This window comes from Streptomyces vilmorinianum (assembly GCF_005517195.1).
GTDB classification, from domain to species: Bacteria; Actinomycetota; Actinomycetes; order Streptomycetales; family Streptomycetaceae; genus Streptomyces; species Streptomyces vilmorinianum.
This window is the reverse complement of record NZ_CP040244.1, coordinates 491360-505614: the sequence shown is the minus strand read 5'-3', so window position 1 is coordinate 505614 and position 14255 is coordinate 491360. Positions and strand designations below refer to the sequence as shown.

Below are 14255 nucleotides of genomic sequence, written 5' to 3'. Positions count from 1 at the left end.
TCAGGCGTGGCGCATCACGACGAGGCCCCTCGGGTCCTTCTCCGGGCGCTGCCGCTCCACCACGCTCCAGCCCCAGCGCTCGTAGCGCTCGCGCAGCTCCGGCACGTCGAGCGTCATCAGCAGGCGCGGCGCGGCCGCCCTCGCGAGGAGGGCGTCGTGGAGGATGCGGCCGAGGCCGCGGCCCTGGTGGGCGGGGGCGACGACGAGTTCGGCGAGTTCGAAGGTCTCCTCCTCGCCGCCGGAGAGTGCGGTGTCGACCCAGCCGGCCGCGAAGCCGGTCAGCGCCCCTTCGGCGTCGCGGGTGGCCACCATACGGAAGTCCGGCTGCCCGGTACGGCCGAGGAGCCGGTCGACGGTCCGTACCGCCCCACGGGGCGGGTCGTGCCAGGGCGGCCCGCAGAAGGCCTGCGCGCACAGCGCGATCAACTCGTCCCGCGACCCGGCCGCTTCACCACCCGTGAGGGCGGAGGCGGAGGTCACGAGCTGACCGCTCCGCGCAGCTCGGCCACATCGATCTGCTCGGTCTCGTCGTGCGCGGTCAGGTCGATGACCTGGCCGATGGCCCGCTGCTCGGGGGTGCGGCGCGTGACGGCGGCCAGGACCTCCTCGCCCACCACGTCCGCGAGGTCGGCGTCCTGCACGGCCTCCAGGGCGGCCGCCGCCTTCTGCGTACCGAAGAAGTCGAAGCCTCCCTCGGGGCGCGGGGCGGGGCGGCGCGCGGCGTAGGGGACGATCGCGGTCGCGGCGGGGACGGCCCGGACCGCGGGCACGGCGGAGACTGCGGGCACCACGGCGGTCGACGGACGAGCGTGCTGCTCGGTCCCGGCGGCCGCCGCGTGCTTCCCCTGCGGCTCCTCCGTCTCCCGTGCGCGCTCGGCGAGATCGCGGCTGCGGGCGGCCTCGGCCGTACGGCGGGCCTCCTGGGCGGCGGCGTTGCGCGCGAGGTTGCGCAGGGCCTCGGCGGCCTGGCGGTAGGCGGCCGGCGTCGGCGTGGACCCGGCGGCCGGCAGCTCCCTGGCGGGAGCGGTCGCCTCCAGGGCGAGCTGCCTGCGGCCCTCCAGGGCGCTGGCCCGCTCGGTCTCGGCGGTGGCGTACCGGCGCAGGAGCGCCGCGTGCTCGCCCCGCAGCCCGGCGAGCTCGACCCGCTTGGCGCGCAGCTTCGCGTCCAGCTTGGCCCGCAGTTCGCGGGACTCCTCGAGGTCGGCCTCGAGCTCGGCTATCCGCTCCTCGTTCTTCCACTGGTCCGCGGCCCGCGCCCGGGTGAGCTCGGCGACCCGCCGCCCGGCGCTCCGGTCCCAGCCGCGCATGACGACGCCACCGGTGACCGCTGCCGCCGCGGCGGCCGCCACGAGCAGGCGCAGCGCCACGGGATCGGCGAGCAGCCAGGCGCCCGCGGCACAGACAACTGAAGCTCCGGCGACCGCGGAGGGCGGAAGGAGCTTGTGCAGGGGAGGGGAATGGCGGTGGCGTCCACGTGGCATGGCCTGAAATTTACCGTGCGTAGGCGCCCTATGGGGTGTCGGCCGGGCAATCTCTTGGCCACTTCTCGCCGTCGCGGCGGAGCACCCCTCGGACCCGGCCGACTCCCCTTGCCCGGCCGTTACTTCCTGAGCAGGCCCTTCGACTCCAGATAGGCCTTCGCCACGTCCTCGGGCTTCGCCCGCTCGGCGTCCACCTTGCGGTTCAGTTCGGCGAGATCGGCGGTGGTCAGCACCTTTGTGATCTTGTCGAGGGCGGCGGCTATCTCCGGCGATCCGGCGTCCTTCGCATTGACGACCGGCAGCACATTGTCGGCGTTCTGGAGCTTCTTGTCGTCGGTCAGGAAGACAAGGCCGAAGCTGTCGATCGTCGCGTCCGTCGTGGTCGTCAGGACCAGCTGGTCCACACCGTCCTTGACCGCCTGCTTGGACTGCGGCGTCCCGACACCCTTGGGGTCGATCCCGGTCACGTCGATGCCGTACGTCTTCTTCAGGCCCGGCGCGCAGAACGGCCGTATCTCGCATTCGTCGCCGGCCGCGATCTTCACCCCGATCTTGGCGCGGCCGAGATCGGAAAGCGTCGTCAGCTTGTTCTTCTCGGCGAATTCCCTGCTCACCGCGAAGGCGTTCTGGTCGACGGCCTCGCCGACCGCGAGGACCTTCAGTCCGCGCGGCTCCGCGAGCTTCTTCAGAGCCTCCACCGTGGCGGCCGCGTCCCCGGACGCGACCGGCTTCTCCTCGGGCGCCTTCGGGCCGTTCACCTTCGCATTGAGGAATTCCGCGATCGTCGCCGCGTATTCCGGTACGACGTCGATCTCGCCCTTCTCCAGCGAGGGTTCGTACAGCTCGCGGTTCTTCACCGTGGTGACGGTCGCGGAGTATCCGGCGTCGTTCAGCACCTGCGCGTAGAGCTCCGCGAGCACCTTGGACTCCGTGAACGCCGCGGCGCCGACGACCAGGGAGCCCTTGCCCGAGCCCCCCGACCGCCCGTCGCTCTTCTCCAGGCTGTCGCCGCCGCACGCGGCGAGGGAGACGGTCAGCGCCGCCGTGCCCAGTACCGCACCCGCGATACGCCAGGTCCTGCTGCTCACGAGATCACCCATCCCAGTCGTCGTTCCGTCGTCTCAAGCGCGCCGGCCGAGCAGCCGGTCCGCCCCCACCAGCACGGCCTCCACCAGGAGGGCGAGCAGCGCCACGAGCAGGGCGCCCGCGACCACCTGGGGGGTGTTGTACGTGTTGAACCCGGCGGTGATGATCCGGCCGAGGCCCCCCTGGCCGACCATCGCCGCGATGGTCGCCGTGGCGACCACCTGCACGGCGGCCGACCGCAGCCCGGTCATGACCAGCGGGCGGGCCAGGGGCAGTTCGACCTTCAAGAAGAGCTGTCCGCCCGACATGCCCATCCCCCGCGCGGCCTCGACCACCGCCCGGTCCACTTCCCGCATCCCCACGTACGCGTTGGTGAGCAGCGGGGGCACCGCGAAGAGCACCAGCGCGATCACGGTCGGGACATAGCCGGCGTTGCGCAGCGGCGACACCATGAACAGGGCCAGGACCGCGAAGACGGGGATCGCCCGCCCCGCGTTGGAGACGTTGACGGCGACCGTGCCGCCCCGGCCGAGGTGCCCGAGCCCGAGCCCCAGCGGCAGCGCGACGGCGCAGGCGAGGAGCAGCGCGAGCCCGCTCACGTACACGTGCTCGCCGAGGCGGTGCCAGACCCCGCCGTCGCCCGCCCAGTTGGCGCCGGTGGTCAGCCAGCTCCAGGCGTCCGTCACGATCCCCATGCCACGACCCCCATGTCACGCGCCCCCATGTCACGCGCCCCCGGCCGCGGTACGTATACGGGTCCATGGCGTGAGCAGCCGCTGGAGGCCCAGGAGCAGCAGGTCGGCGCTCACCGCGAGGAGCACGCACAGCACGGAGGCGGCGAGCACCTGCGCCTTGAAGAAGGTCGGCAGCGCGTCCTCGATCAGATTGCCGAGCCCGCCCCGTCCGACGATCGCGCCGACCGTCGTCAGGGCGATCGTCGAGACCGTCGCCATCCGTATGCCCGCCATCAACGCGGGCAGCGCGAGAGGCAGTTCGACCTCCCACAGCAGCCGCCCCGAGCCGTAGCCCATGCCGCGCGCGGCCTCCCGCGTCTCGGCCGGCACCGCTTCCAGGCCCGCCAGGATGTTCCGTACGAGGATCGTCAGCGAGTACAGCACGAGGCCGGTCACCACGAGCGCCGCGGACAGTCCGAAGAAGGGCAGCAGCAGGGAGAACATCGCAAGCGACGGGATCGTGTAGAGCAGCGTCGTCAGACCGAGGACCGGTCCGGCCAGCCGGGGCCGCGCCCGCACGAGCAGTGCCAGCGGAAAGGCGACGGCGAGCCCGATCAGCACGGAGACGGCCGTGATTCCCGCGTGCTGGAGCACGGCGTCGGTCAACTCCTGGCTCCGGGTGCGCAGATACTCCCCGCAGATCCAGTCGTTCGTCACCAGACAGTTCGACGCGCTCATGTGCCCTCCCCCCGGTCACCCGCCGTTGCCGAACGTACGTCTGACGACCCTAACCTCCGCCACTGACAATCGCCGAGGCCGCCACCACGCGGCAACAGGCCCTTCACACACGCCCGGTGGCAAGACGTAAGAATGGGGAACCATGATCCGGTTCGAGCAGGTGACCAAGCGGTACGCGGACGGCACGACCGCCGTCGACGGACTCTCCTTCGAGGTCGCCGAGGGGGAACTGGTGACGCTCGTCGGCCCGTCCGGCTGCGGCAAGACCACCACGATGAAGATGGTGAACCGGCTCGTCGAGCCGACCGAGGGCCGGATCCTCCTCGACGGCGAGGACATATCCACGATGGACCCGGTCCGGCTGCGCCGCCGGATCGGGTACGTCATCCAGCAGGTCGGGCTCTTCCCGCACCGGACGATCCTGGAGAACACCGCGACCGTCCCGGCGCTGCTCGGCTGGAAGAAGGCCAGGGCCCGCGCCCGCGCCGCCGAACTCCTCGACCTGGTCGGCCTCGACCCGGCCGTCTACGGCGACCGCTACCCCGAGCAGCTCTCCGGCGGCCAGCGCCAGCGCGTCGGCGTCGCCCGCGCCCTGGCCGCCGATCCGCCCGTACTGCTCATGGACGAACCCTTCGGCGCCGTCGACCCGGTCGTCCGCGAACGCCTCCAGAACGAGTTCCTCAAGCTCCAGTCGCAGGTCCGCAAGACCGTGCTGCTCGTCACCCACGACCTGGAGGAGGCGGTCCGCCTCGGCGACCGTATCGCCGTCTACGGACAGGGCCGCATCGAGCAGTTCGCCACACCGGCCACGGTGCTCGGCGCCCCCGCCACCCCGTACGTCGCCGATTTCGTCGGCGCGGACCGCAGTCTCAAGCGCCTCTCGGTCACCGCGGTGGACGCCTCCGCCCTGGAGGAGGTCCCGGTCGCGCGAACGGGCCACGCAGCGCCGAACGCCCCCTGGTCCGTCGTCCTCGACGCCGACGGACGCGTCGAAGGCTGGCTGTCGGCGGACGAACCGGACCGCACCCGTCCCGCACCCGAGCCGATCCCGCTCGGTGCCTCCCTCCGGGAGGCCCTGGCCGCGCTCCTCCAGAACGACGCCGGCTGGCTCCCCGTCACCGACCCCGCCGACGGCGGCCGGTACGTCGGCGTCCTCACCCCGGCGGGCGTCCACCGGGCGCTGCGGGCAGCGGCCTCCGGGGAGACCACGCTCAGTTCGCGCTGAGCCGCCCGCTCATCCACACCAGGCCCGGCGGGATCTCCCGGTTCCAGGTGTTGAAGTTGTGCCCGCCGCTGTCGAGTGTGATCGAGGAGACCCGCGCCGGGGCCTTCACCTTCTTGATGAAGTCCAGGGTCCCGCGCAGGTTCCCCTCGCCCTGCTTCGACGTGGTCACCAGGAACGACGACTTCCCCTGCGGCGCGTGGTCCAGGCTCCAGAGCAGATCGGCCCGCTTGCGCGCCGCGCCGTCGCCGTGGAACAGGTCACCGGTGGTGACGTCCTCCGCCGCCTTGTAGTACGCCGAGAAGCCCGCGCCCGCCGCGAACCGGTCCGGGTGGTGCAGCGCGATCTTCAGCGCGCAGTACCCGCCGGTCGAGTTCCCCATGAACCCCCAGTTCCGCGCCTTGGTCCCCACCCGGTACGTCTCCGAGACCGCCTTCGGCAGGTCCTCGGCGAAGAAGGTCTCCGTCTGCGGCCCGCCGGGGACGTTCACGCACTCGGTGTCCCGGGGAGGCGCCACGGTCGGGCGCATCATCACCAGGATCATCGGCCGCATCTTCTTCTCCTTGGCCTGCAGATAGGCCGTCTTCGGGTACTTCAGCCCCTTGAGGAGGTTCTCGGCCGTGCCCGGGTAGCCGGTCAGGACCACCGCGGCCGGAAAGGTGCTCTTCGCGTACTCCTTCTGGAAGTACTCCGGCGGCAGATAGACGTACGCCGGGGAGTCGATCTTCGACTTCTCGCCGGCGATGACGACCTTCTGTATCTGGCCGCCGATCGTGGGACGGCCGGCGCCGGGCACGTCCAGCGCCTGCGTGCCGACGACCTTGATGTCCTTGGAGTCGGCCGAGTGGTCGACGACGACCCCCATGTCCTGCTCCTGACCGAAGAGGTCCGCCCAGGAGCCGTAGAAGAGGAAGGAGTTGTTCGCCGCGAGGCCGACCGAGGCGAACAGCGCCAGCTGGGTCGCGAGCAGCAGCCCGACCCTTCCCGTGACGGACCGCCAGCCGCCACGGGCCAGCCGTGGCCACAGCCAGACCGTGGCCACGAACAGCACCACCGCCAGCGTGACGGCCAGCGCCAGAACCTTGTTGCTGGTGAGCCCCATGAGACGCCCGAGCCTTCTTCCTGAGAATTTCCTGTGCCTGAGTGAACCCGCCTCCCCGAGCGGCCGTCCTAGAGGGCGCAAAACCTCCGGTACGGCCCGCCGACCTCGCGCACGGCCCTCCGGACGACCAATCTCTCGCGGAGCCAGGGGAAGCACGGGAAGCGATGTCTGTCACGGTAGATGGGGACAAATCAGGATTGGTTCCGGATCGGGTGCGCCGGATTCTGCGCGGACCTCGCCCCGAAAAGGTTCCCGCACTCGTCGGTACGGCCTGCACCCTCATCGGCCTGATCGACATCGCCGCGGGCGTCTTCCCGCGCTTCCGGGCCAGCCGGATGCACGCCGTCGCCGAGGTCCTGCCCGGCACACTCGGACCGCTCTCCGCGGCCCTCTCCCTCAGCGCGGGCGTCCTGCTCCTGCTGCTCGCCCACGGCCTCAAGCGCCACAAGCGCCGCGCCTGGCGAGCCGCCGTCGTCCTGCTGCCCGCCGGCGCGGTCGCCCAGTTCGTCTGGCGCCACTCCGTCATCGGCGCCCTGCTCTCCCTCGCACTGCTGGCCCTGCTGCTGCGCCACCGCGGCGAGTTCGCCGCCCTGCCCGACCCCCGCAGCCGCTGGAAGGCCCTCGCCAACTTCGTCCTCATGGGCGCCGGATCGATCCTCCTCGGCCTGGTCATCGTCAGCGCCCACCCCCGCCGCGTCATCGGCAACCCCAGCCTCACCGACCGTCTCGAACACGTCCTGTACGGACTTTTCGGCATCGAAGGCCCCGTCGGCTACACCCGCGGCGTCGACTGGACCGTCGGCTACTCCCTCGGCGCCCTCGGCATGCTGACCGCCCTCACCACCATCTACCTGGCCTTCCGCCCCGAACACCCCGCCGCCCGCCTCACCGAGGACGACGAGACCCGGCTGCGCGCCCTGCTCGACAAGCACGGCGGCCGCGACTCGCTCGGCCACTTCGCCCTGCGCCGCGACAAGGGCGTCGTCTTCTCCCCCAGCGGCAAGGCCGCCGTCTGCTACCGCGTCGTCTCCGGCGTCATGCTCGCCAGCGGCGACCCCATCGGCGACGTCGAGGCCTGGCCCGGCGCCATCGAACGCTTCATGGACGAGGCCAAGGCCCACTCCTGGACCCCCGCCGTCATGGGCTGCTCCGAGACCGGCGGCGAGGTCTGGACCCGCGAGACCGGCCTCGACGCCCTCGAACTGGGCGACGAGGCGGTGGTCGACGTCGCGGATTTCTCCCTCTCCGGGCGCGCCATGCGTAACGTGCGCCAGATGGTGAAGCGGATCGAACGCAACGGCTACACCACCAAGGTCCGCCGCGTCCGTGACCTCACCGACGGCGAACTCGCCCGGATCCGCCGCGCCGCCGCCGACTGGCGCGGCACCGACACCGAGCGCGGCTTCTCCATGGCGCTGGGCCGGATCGGGGACCCCGGCGACGGCGACGCCGTCATAGCGACCGCCCACAAGGACGACGGCACCTCCCCCTACGGCGACCTCAAGGCGATCATCCACTTCGTGCCCTGGGGCACGGACGGCATGTCCCTCGAACTGATGCGCCGCGACCGCTCCGCCGACCCCGGCATGAACGAGCTGCTCATCGTCGCCGCCCTCCAGGAGTCCCCCCGGCTGGGCATCGAGCGCGTCTCACTCAACTTCGCCATGTTCCGCGCCGCCCTCGCCCGCGGCGAGAAGATCGGCGCCGGCCCGGTCCTGCGGCTCTGGCGCGGACTGCTCGTCTTCCTCTCCCGCTGGTTCCAGATCGAGTCCCTGTACAAGTTCAACGCCAAGTTCCGGCCCCGCTGGGAACCGCGCTTCGTCGTCTACCGCAAGAGCCGTGACCTGCCCCGTATCGGCTTCGCCGCGATGCAGGCCGAAGGATTCGTGAACCTCGAACTGCCCCGCCCCTTCGCCCGCCGCCGGTCCGCCGCCGAGCCCCGCCCCTGCGCCCACATCGTCGCCCCGCAGGCCGACCGCGAGGTCCGCGCGGCCTGACCGGCCCCCCGGGCCCTACGCTGGTCATATGAGTACGTTGAGCGGACGGGGCACGGCCTGGGGCCTGCCGGAGTGGGATCGCTGCGCGGTCATGGGCGTCGTCAACGTGACGCCGGACTCCTTCTCCGACGGCGGCCGCTGGTTCGACACCACGGCCGCCGTCAAACACGGACTCGACCTGGTCGCCGAGGGCGCCGACCTCGTCGACGTCGGCGGCGAATCGACCCGCCCCGGCGCCACCCGCGTCGACGAGGACGAAGAGCTGCGCCGCGTCGTCCCCGTCGTCCGCGGCCTCGCCGCCGAAGGCGTCACCGTCTCCGTCGACACCATGCGCGCCTCCGTCGCCCACGCGGCCGTCGCAGCCGGCGCCGCACTGGTCAACGACGTCAGCGGCGGCCTCGCCGACCCCGGAATGGTCCCCGCCGTCGCCGCCGCCGAGGTCCCCTTCGTCGTCATGCACTGGCGCGGCTTCAGCCAGAACATGAACAGCCTCGCCGTGTACGACGACGTCGTCGGCGAGGTCCTCACCGAACTGCGCCACCGCATGGAGGCCGTCGTCGAGGGCGGCATCCCGCCCGAGCGGATCGTCATCGACCCCGGCCTCGGCTTCGCCAAACTCGCCCCCCACGACCTCGCCCTCGTCGCCCACCTCCGCGAACTGCACGCCCTCGGCCGACCGCTCCTCGTCGCCGCCTCCCGCAAGCGCTTCCTCGGCCACGTCCTGGCCCGCGAGGGCGCCGCACCGCCGCCCGCCCGCGAGCGGGACGCCGCCACCGCCGCCGTCTCCGCCATCGCCGCCCACGAGGGCGCCTGGGCCGTCCGCGTCCACGAAGTCAGGGCCACCGCCGACGCCGTCCGGGTCGCCAGAGCCGTCGAGGGAGCCGCGTGACCCGCCGGACCGACACCGAGGCGGTCGAAGCCGCCAACACCGCCTTCTACGAGGCGATGGAACGCGGCGACTTCGAGGGGATCTCCGAGCTCTGGCTCGACGACGGCGCCACCCCCGTCAGCTGCGTCCACCCCGGCTGGCCCGTGCTCGCCGGCCGCGGCGAGGTCCTCCGCTCGTACGCCCTGATCATGGCGAACACCGAGTACATCCAGTTCTTCCTGACAGATGTCCAGGTCTCCCTCGCCGGAGATGTGGCCGTCGTCACCTGCACCGAGAACATCCTCAGCGGCGGACCGGCCGAGGACGGAGCCGAGCTCGGGCCCCTCGTGGGCCAGCTCGTGGTCGCCACCAATGTGTTCCGCCGCACATTCGAGGGCTGGAAGGTCTGGTCCCACCACGGCTCCCCCGTACTCGCCGAATCGGACGAGGACGAGGACGGGGAACCCGGCGCCTGAGCGGGTTCCCTGGGCTTTTCGGGTGTCCACGGGGATTGGAATCCGGCGCTCTGGGTAGGGGCCGCACCCAGCCCCTGTGCCCCTCGCCTCAGCCCCCGTGGGCAAGCGCTGTCGATGCCCGCGGGTAGATTCGATGCTGGACACCCGGCCGTCCGCACCCGGCTGCGTGGCCCAAGAACTACGACAGCAGGAGTGATTCGCGTGGATCGTGTCGCGCTGCGCGGCCTCAAGGCCCGAGGACACCACGGCGTCTTCCCCAAGGAGCGCGAGGAAGGCCAGACCTTCATCGTGGACCTCGTCCTCGGCCTGGACACCCGCCCCGCGGCCGCCGACGACGACCTGACGAAGACCGTGCACTACGGCGTCGTCGCGGAGGAAGTCGTCGATGTCGTCCAGGGCGAGCCCGTGGACCTGATCGAGACCCTCGCCGAGCGGATCGCCGAGCAGTGCCTCAAGCACGCCGGCGTCCAGGAGGTCGAGGTCGTCGTCCACAAGCCGGACGCGCCGATCACGGTCCCCTTCGACGACGTGACCATCACCATCACCCGGAGCCGAGTATGAAAGCCACGCACAGCGACCCCACCGTGCAGCCCGTACCGGCCTCCGTCGTCGAGACGGTCGACGCCGCCGACGTGACGCTCTCCAACCCCAAGTGGGCCGTCATCGCGCTCGGCGCCAACCTCGGCAACCGCCTGGAGAACCTCCAGGGCGCCGTCGACGCCCTGGAGGACACCCCGGGCCTGCGGGTCAAGGCCGTCTCCCCCGTCTACGAGACGGAGCCCTGGGGCGTCGAGCCCGGCTCCCAGCCCTCGTACCTCAACGCCGTCGCCCTGGTGAAGACCACGCTGCCGCCCAGCTCCCTCCTGGAGCGGGCCCACGCGATCGAGGAGGCCTTCCACCGGGTCCGCGACGAGCGCTGGGGCGCGCGCACCATCGACGTCGACATCGTGACGTACGCCGACGTGGTCTCCGACGACCCCGTCCTCACGCTCCCCCACCCCCGCGCCCACCAGCGCGCCTTCGTCCTCGCCCCCTGGCACGACGTCGACCCCGAGGCCCAGCTGCCCGGCCGCGGCCCGGTCTCGGACCTGCTGGCGGCGGTCGGCCACGACGGCGTCGTGCCGCGTGTCGACCTGGAACTCCGTCTGCCCGAGTAGTCGTTACGCTCGTGGGGACGGCCCCCCCGAGACGAAACGAAGGACACCCGGTGAAACAACTGCGGCTCAAGGTGCTCGCCGGACTGTTCATCGTGGCCGGAATCCTGTCCTGGGGCGGCGCACGCCTCTGGGACGCGGTGGGCACCCTGCCCAGCGTGCCGCTCGCCGCACCGATCGTTCTCGCGGCGATCGCGGCCGTCCTGACCGCGACGGCCCTCTCCATCCGCTCCCGCCTCAAGGCCCAGCGCGAGCGCCGCCCCGGCGCGAAGGGCGTGGAACCACTGATGGCGGCCCGCGCGGTGGTCTTCGGCCAGGCCAGCGCCCTGGTCGCCGCCCTCGTCGCCGGCATGTACGGCGGCGTGGGCGTCTTCCTGCTCGGCTCCCTCGACGTCCCGGCCCGCCGGGACCAGGCGATCTACGCCGGCTTCTCGGTCCTGGCGGGCATCGGCGTCATCGCCGCGGCCCTCTTCCTGGAGCGGGTCTGCAAACTCCCGGAGGACGAGGAAAACGGCAAGGGCACGGCCCCGGTGGCCTGACCTGCCGGACGGCTGGCTCCTAACGAGCCAATATCAGGGACATGGCCTCGGCGCGTGTCGTAGCGTCACGCAGTTGGCCACGTACCGCCGAGGTCGTCGTCTTCGCGCCCGGCTTGCGGATGCCGCGCAGCGACATGCACATGTGCTCGGCCTCGATGACGACGATCGCGCCACGGGCCTCAAGAATTTTCATGAGCGAATCCGCGATCTGAGTCGTCAGCCGCTCCTGCACCTGCGGACGACGAGCGAAGACGTCGACAAGTCGAGCCAGCTTCGACAGGCCGGTAATCTTGCCCGTTTCGGCCGGAATGTAACCAACGTGAGCTACGCCATGAAATGGGAGCAAATGATGCTCACAGAAGGACACCAGTTCGATGTCCTTCACGAGGACCATCTCGTCGTGCCCTAGGTCGAACGTCGTCGTCAGGACGTCCTCGGGCTCCTGCCGCATCCCCGACAGAAGCTCCCTGTACGCCCGCGCAACGCGCGCCGGCGTCTCCCGTAGCCCCTCGCGGTCAGGATCCTCGCCGACCGCGATGAGGAGCTCTCGTACGGCGTTCTCGGCGCGCTTCTCGTCGAACTCGCCGATCGTGCCCTCGCCGTCCAGCGTCACCGGGTCGGTCATCTGTGCCTCGTTCCGTCTGACTCATGGCGCGAAAAAATGCCGCGCCCCCACAGGCTAAAACCTGTCGGGGCGCGGCATCCATTCCGGGTCGGTCCGGTCAGGCCTCCGGGGCCTCCTCCGGGGCGACCTCGATGCCCTTGGTGGTGTCCACCGTGGGCGTCGTGGCCGACGAGCCGTTCGCGCCGTTGGTCAGTGCGAGCTCCTTGGGGGAGAGCACCGGCGGGCGCGTGGAGGGCGTGCGGCGGGCCGAGCCGGTCCAGGCCGGGCGGGCCGGGCGCTTGACGATCGGGGCGAAGATCTCGGCGATCTCCTCCTTGCCCAGCGTCTCCTTCTCGAGGAGCTGCAGGACCAGGTTGTCGAGGACGTCGCGGTTCTCGACGAGGATCTCCCACGCCTCGTTGTGCGCGGTCTCGATGAGCTTCTTGACCTCTTCGTCGACCAGCGCGGCGACCTCTTCCGAGTAGTCGCGCTGGTGCGCCATCTCACGGCCGAGGAACGGTTCGGTGTTGTCGCCGCCGAACTTGATCGCGCCGAGCCGCTCGGTCATGCCGTACTGCGTGACCATCGCGCGTGCGGTGGCCGTGGCCTTCTCGATGTCGTTCGCCGCGCCCGTGGTCGGGTCGTGGAAGACGAGCTCCTCGGCCGCGCGCCCGCCCAGCATGTAGGCCAGCTGGTCGAGCATCTCGTTGCGCGTGGTCGAGTACTTGTCCTCGTCCGGGAGCACCATCGTGTAGCCGAGGGCCCGGCCGCGGGACAGGATCGTGATCTTGTGGACCGGGTCGGAGTTCGGCGAGGCCGCCGCGACCAGGGCGTGACCGCCCTCGTGGTACGCGGTGATCTTCTTCTCCTTGTCCGACATGATCCGGGTCCGCTTCTGCGGGCCCGCGACCACGCGGTCGATCGCCTCGTCCAGGGAGTGGTTGTCGATCAGCTTCTTGTCCGAGCGGGCGGTGAGGAGCGCCGCCTCGTTCAGGACGTTGGAGAGATCGGCACCGGTGAAGCCCGGGGTCCGGCGGGCGACGGCGCCCAGGTCGACGTCCGGGGCGACCGGCTTGCCCTTCTGGTGGACCTTGAGGATCTCCAGTCGGCCCTGCATGTCCGGGCGGTCGACGGCGATCTGCCGGTCGAAGCGGCCGGGGCGCAGGAGCGCCGGGTCGAGGATGTCGGGCCGGTTGGTGGCGGCGATCAGGATGACGCCGCCCTTCACGTCGAAGCCGTCCATCTCGACGAGGAGCTGGTTGAGGGTCTGCTCGCGCTCGTCGTGGCCGCCGCCGAGTCCGGCGCCGCGGTGTCGGCCGACGGCGTCGATCTCGTCGACGAAGACGATCGCCGGGGCGTTCGCCTTGGCCTGCTCGAAGAGGTCGCGGACACGGGAGGCGCCGACACCGACGAACATCTCGACGAAGTCGGATCCGGAGATCGAGTAGAACGGCACGCCGGCCTCGCCCGCGACGGCGCGTGCGAGGAGGGTCTTGCCGGTTCCGGGCGGGCCGTAGAGCAGCACGCCCTTGGGGATCTTGGCGCCGACGGCCTGGAACTTCGCGGGCTCCTGGAGGAACTCCTTGATCTCGTGGAGCTCCTCGACGGCCTCGTCGGAGCCCGCCACGTCGGCGAAGGTGGTCTTCGGGGTGTCCTTGGTGATCAGCTTGGCCTTGGACTTCCCGAAGTTCATGACTCGGGAGCCGCCGCCCTGCATCTGGTTCATCAGGAACAGGAAGACGACCACGATGAGGACGAAGGGGAGCAGCGAGAACAGCACCGACAGGAACGGGCTCTGGCGCTCCGGGGAGACGGTGTAGCCCTTGTCCAGGGCGCCGGAGGCGGCCTGGTCCTGGAGCGTGGTGGTCAGGTTGGCGCCCTGGTCACCGATGTAGCTGGCCTGGATCTTGGTGCTGCCGCCGTACTTGTTCTTGTCGGCGCCCTTCTTGAGCTCGACCTTGATGACCTGCTCGTCGCCGGTCGTCAGCTTGACCTGGTCGGCCTGCTTGTCATTGATCGCCTGGACGACCTTGCTGGTGTCCACCGTCTTGTAGCCCTCGGACGAGCCGACGACCTGCATCAGCACGACCACGGCGAGGACGGCCAGCACGATCCACATGACCGGCCCACGGAAGTATCGCTTCACGTCCATCCATACGGAGCGAGAACGCTCCGTCCCTCCTGCCCGTAGGTAAATGCTGCTGTGAGAGCTGCTATGAGAAAAAGCTGTTCTTCGGACGGTACCTCAGCATGGTGGCCCGTGACCGCCTTCCCTTGCTCCAACGGCGGGAGGGCGGTCCGGGTTCCCCGGGCG

At 70.9% G+C, this 14255-nt stretch carries 15 protein-coding genes; 7 read left to right on the top strand and 8 right to left on the bottom strand.

All coding sequences use genetic code 11. The features are described from left to right. The 5 genes from FDM97_RS02520 to FDM97_RS02500 form a co-directional block, all read right to left on the bottom strand. The gene (locus FDM97_RS02520; protein ID WP_137988633.1) at positions 1 to 480 is read right to left on the bottom strand and encodes a GNAT family N-acetyltransferase; all 480 of its coding nucleotides are present in this window, start codon (positions 478 to 480) and stop codon (positions 1 to 3) included. Beyond that, positions 477 to 1481, bottom strand: coding sequence for a hypothetical protein (locus FDM97_RS02515; protein WP_137988632.1), 1005 nt, complete (start codon positions 1479 to 1481; stop codon positions 477 to 479). Before FDM97_RS02515 ends, FDM97_RS02520 begins: the two co-directional genes overlap by 4 nt. A 119-nt stretch (positions 1482 to 1600) precedes the next feature. Further along, the gene (locus FDM97_RS02510; protein ID WP_137988631.1) at positions 1601 to 2581 is read right to left on the bottom strand and encodes an ABC transporter substrate-binding protein; all 981 of its coding nucleotides are present in this window, start codon (positions 2579 to 2581) and stop codon (positions 1601 to 1603) included. A 21-nt stretch (positions 2582 to 2602) separates the two neighbouring features. Continuing rightward, a complete protein-coding gene (locus tag FDM97_RS02505; protein WP_137988630.1) occupies positions 2603 to 3262 on the bottom strand; it encodes an ABC transporter permease in 660 nt (219 codons plus the stop codon). A gap of 30 nt (positions 3263 to 3292) precedes the next feature. Then, positions 3293 to 3979 carry an ABC transporter permease gene (locus FDM97_RS02500; RefSeq protein ID WP_137988629.1) on the bottom strand — a complete coding sequence of 229 codons (687 nt, stop codon included), beginning with the start codon at positions 3977 to 3979 and terminating at the stop codon, positions 3293 to 3295. Positions 3980 to 4121: 142 nt separating this feature from the next. On the opposite strand from FDM97_RS02500, the gene FDM97_RS02495 reads away from it, so the two are divergent. Then, the gene (locus tag FDM97_RS02495; protein ID WP_137988628.1) at positions 4122 to 5204 is read left to right on the top strand and encodes an ABC transporter ATP-binding protein; all 1083 of its coding nucleotides are present in this window, start codon (positions 4122 to 4124) and stop codon (positions 5202 to 5204) included. On the opposite strand, the gene FDM97_RS02490 is transcribed toward FDM97_RS02495, so the two are convergent. Beyond that, a complete protein-coding gene (locus tag FDM97_RS02490) occupies positions 5191 to 6303 on the bottom strand; it encodes an alpha/beta hydrolase (protein WP_137988627.1) in 1113 nt (370 codons plus the stop codon). The two genes, FDM97_RS02495 and FDM97_RS02490, sit on opposite strands and share 14 nt — an antisense overlap. Positions 6304 to 6467: 164 nt before the next feature. Between FDM97_RS02490 and FDM97_RS02485 the strand changes: the two genes are divergently transcribed. From FDM97_RS02485 to FDM97_RS02460, 6 genes are all read left to right on the top strand, one after another. After that, complete coding sequence (locus FDM97_RS02485; protein ID WP_175439016.1) at positions 6468 to 8300, top strand: phosphatidylglycerol lysyltransferase domain-containing protein; 1833 nt, start codon at positions 6468 to 6470, stop codon at positions 8298 to 8300. Between the two features lie 28 nt (positions 8301 to 8328). Further along, complete coding sequence (gene folP / locus FDM97_RS02480; protein WP_137988625.1) at positions 8329 to 9189, top strand: dihydropteroate synthase; 861 nt, start codon at positions 8329 to 8331, stop codon at positions 9187 to 9189. Further along, the gene (locus FDM97_RS02475; RefSeq protein ID WP_137988624.1) at positions 9186 to 9644 is read left to right on the top strand and encodes a nuclear transport factor 2 family protein; all 459 of its coding nucleotides are present in this window, start codon (positions 9186 to 9188) and stop codon (positions 9642 to 9644) included. The genes folP and FDM97_RS02475 overlap by 4 nt, the downstream gene beginning before the upstream one ends. A 201-nt stretch (positions 9645 to 9845) precedes the next feature. Next, entirely contained in the window at positions 9846 to 10205 is a 360-nt protein-coding gene (folB, locus tag FDM97_RS02470; RefSeq protein ID WP_137988623.1) for a dihydroneopterin aldolase, read from the top strand. Continuing rightward, a complete protein-coding gene (folK, locus tag FDM97_RS02465; protein WP_137988622.1) occupies positions 10202 to 10801 on the top strand; it encodes a 2-amino-4-hydroxy-6-hydroxymethyldihydropteridine diphosphokinase in 600 nt (199 codons plus the stop codon). Before folB ends, folK begins: the two co-directional genes overlap by 4 nt. 50 nt (positions 10802 to 10851) lie before the next feature. Then, the gene (locus FDM97_RS02460) at positions 10852 to 11337 is read left to right on the top strand and encodes a DUF3180 domain-containing protein (protein WP_137988621.1); all 486 of its coding nucleotides are present in this window, start codon (positions 10852 to 10854) and stop codon (positions 11335 to 11337) included. Positions 11338 to 11356: 19 nt separating this feature from the next. Here the strand turns inward: FDM97_RS02460 and folE are convergent, their stop codons facing one another. Both folE and ftsH read right to left on the bottom strand, forming a co-directional pair. Next, positions 11357 to 11962 (bottom strand): GTP cyclohydrolase I FolE, encoded by a 606-nt coding sequence (folE, locus tag FDM97_RS02455; RefSeq protein ID WP_137988620.1) that lies wholly within the window; start codon positions 11960 to 11962, stop codon positions 11357 to 11359. A gap of 97 nt (positions 11963 to 12059) precedes the next feature. Further along, complete coding sequence (gene ftsH, locus FDM97_RS02450; protein WP_137988619.1) at positions 12060 to 14093, bottom strand: ATP-dependent zinc metalloprotease FtsH; 2034 nt, start codon at positions 14091 to 14093, stop codon at positions 12060 to 12062. Positions 14094 to 14255: the final 162 nt, after the last annotated feature.

Bases quoted from the DNA above. Each gene is read 5' to 3' on its own strand.
- FDM97_RS02515 (WP_137988632.1), bottom strand. From the start codon at position 1,481: ATGCCACGTGGACGCCACCGCCATTCCCCTCCCCTGCACAAGCTCCTT.
- FDM97_RS02510 (WP_137988631.1), bottom strand. From the start codon at position 2,581: ATGGGTGATCTCGTGAGCAGCAGGACCTGGCGTATCGCGGGTGCGGTA.
- FDM97_RS02505 (WP_137988630.1), bottom strand. From the start codon at position 3,262: ATGGGGATCGTGACGGACGCCTGGAGCTGGCTGACCACCGGCGCCAAC.
- FDM97_RS02500 (WP_137988629.1), bottom strand. From the start codon at position 3,979: ATGAGCGCGTCGAACTGTCTGGTGACGAACGACTGGATCTGCGGGGAG.
- FDM97_RS02495 (WP_137988628.1), top strand. From the start codon at position 4,122: ATGATCCGGTTCGAGCAGGTGACCAAGCGGTACGCGGACGGCACGACC.
- FDM97_RS02490 (WP_137988627.1), bottom strand. From the start codon at position 6,303: ATGGGGCTCACCAGCAACAAGGTTCTGGCGCTGGCCGTCACGCTGGCG.
- FDM97_RS02485 (WP_175439016.1), top strand. From the start codon at position 6,468: ATGTCTGTCACGGTAGATGGGGACAAATCAGGATTGGTTCCGGATCGG.
- folP (WP_137988625.1), top strand. From the start codon at position 8,329: ATGAGTACGTTGAGCGGACGGGGCACGGCCTGGGGCCTGCCGGAGTGG.
- folK (WP_137988622.1), top strand. From the start codon at position 10,202: ATGAAAGCCACGCACAGCGACCCCACCGTGCAGCCCGTACCGGCCTCC.
- folE (WP_137988620.1), bottom strand. From the start codon at position 11,962: ATGACCGACCCGGTGACGCTGGACGGCGAGGGCACGATCGGCGAGTTC.
- ftsH (WP_137988619.1), bottom strand. From the start codon at position 14,093: ATGGACGTGAAGCGATACTTCCGTGGGCCGGTCATGTGGATCGTGCTG.